This window comes from Pseudomonas sp. BF-B-15 (genome assembly GCF_019946675.1).
Classification (GTDB): domain Bacteria; phylum Pseudomonadota; class Gammaproteobacteria; order Pseudomonadales; family Pseudomonadaceae; genus Aquipseudomonas; species Aquipseudomonas migulae.
Genome location: NZ_JAGYFZ010000214.1, coordinates 1 through 1,310, shown reverse-complemented (window position 1 = coordinate 1,310; position 1,310 = coordinate 1). Strand labels below are relative to the sequence as shown.

Annotated in this window: 1 protein-coding gene; it reads right to left on the bottom strand. The window is 63.5% G+C overall.

Annotated elements, in window-relative coordinates:
- Positions 1 to 1,310 (bottom strand): gluconate:H+ symporter (locus KGA97_RS29425; RefSeq protein ID WP_223481985.1); only part of this gene is annotated, 1,310 nt, incomplete at both ends.

Genomic DNA, 1,310 nt, shown 5'->3' with positions numbered 1-1,310 from the left:
AGGTAAGAAAGACCCACGGTCAGCGCGAAGGCGACCAGCGAAATAATGGTCTCCAGCACGGTCCAGGTCTTGAACGTCTGGGTGACGCTCATGTTGAAGTATTCCTTGATCAACCAGAAGCCGCCGTCGTTGACGTGGGAAAAGATCACCGACCCGGCGCCGGTCGCCAGCACCAGCAACTCCGGGTGCGGATAACCCAGACCGATAGCCACCGGCGCGACAATGCCGGACGCGGTGGTCATGGCCACGGTGGCGGAACCGGTGGCGATGCGCATTAACGCGGCAAACAGCCAGCCCATCAGCAGCGGCGACAGGTGAAATTCGTGGGCCAGGCTGACGATCTGGTCGGTGACCCCGGCGTCCACCAGAATCCGGTTCAAGCCGCCGCCGGCGCCGACCAGCAAGGTGATGCTGGCCGTCGGCGCCAGGCATTCGTTGGTGAACTTGAGGATCGATTCGCGGTTGAAGCCTTGGGCGAGGCCGAGGGTCCAGAAGCTCAGCAGGGTCGCCAGCAACAGCGCGATCACCGAGTTGCCGATGAACAGCAAAAACTGGTTGAAACCGCTGCCCGGCGTGGAGATCAGGTTGGCCCAGCCGCCGATCAGCATCAACAGCACCGGTAACAGAATGGTCGCCATGGTGATGCCGAAACCCGGCAGGCTGTCGCGCGGTTCGCGCTCAAGGAACTGCCGTTCCAGCGGGTTTTCCGCCGGCAGTTGAATGCGCGGCACGATGAACTTGGCGTACAGCGGGCCGGCAATAATCGCCGTCGGAATGCCGATCAGAATCGCATACATCAACGTCTGCCCCACCGACGCCTGATACACCTGCACCGCGAGCATCGCCGCCGGGTGCGGCGGCACCAGCGCATGCACCACCGACAGCCCGGCGACCATCGGCAAACCGACCATCAGGATCGACACGCCGACCCGGCGCGCCACGGTAAACGCAATCGGCACCAGCAACACAAAACCGACTTCGAAGAACAGCGGCAGCCCGACCAGGAACGCGATGCACACCATCGCCCAATGCGCGTTCTTCTCGCCGAAACGGTCGATCAAGGTGCGCGCCACCTGCTCGGCGCCGCCGGACTCGGCCATCATTTTGCCGAGCATCGTGCCCAGCGCCACCACCAGCGCGATATGCCCCAGGGTCTTGCCGACACCGGCCTCGTAGGCGCCAACCACGCCGGACGGCGGCATGCCGGCGAGCAATGCCAGGCCGATGGAGACCAGGGTGATGACGATGAAGGGATTGAGTCGGTAACGGGCGATCAGAACGATCAGCGCGATGATGGCGATGGCGGCATA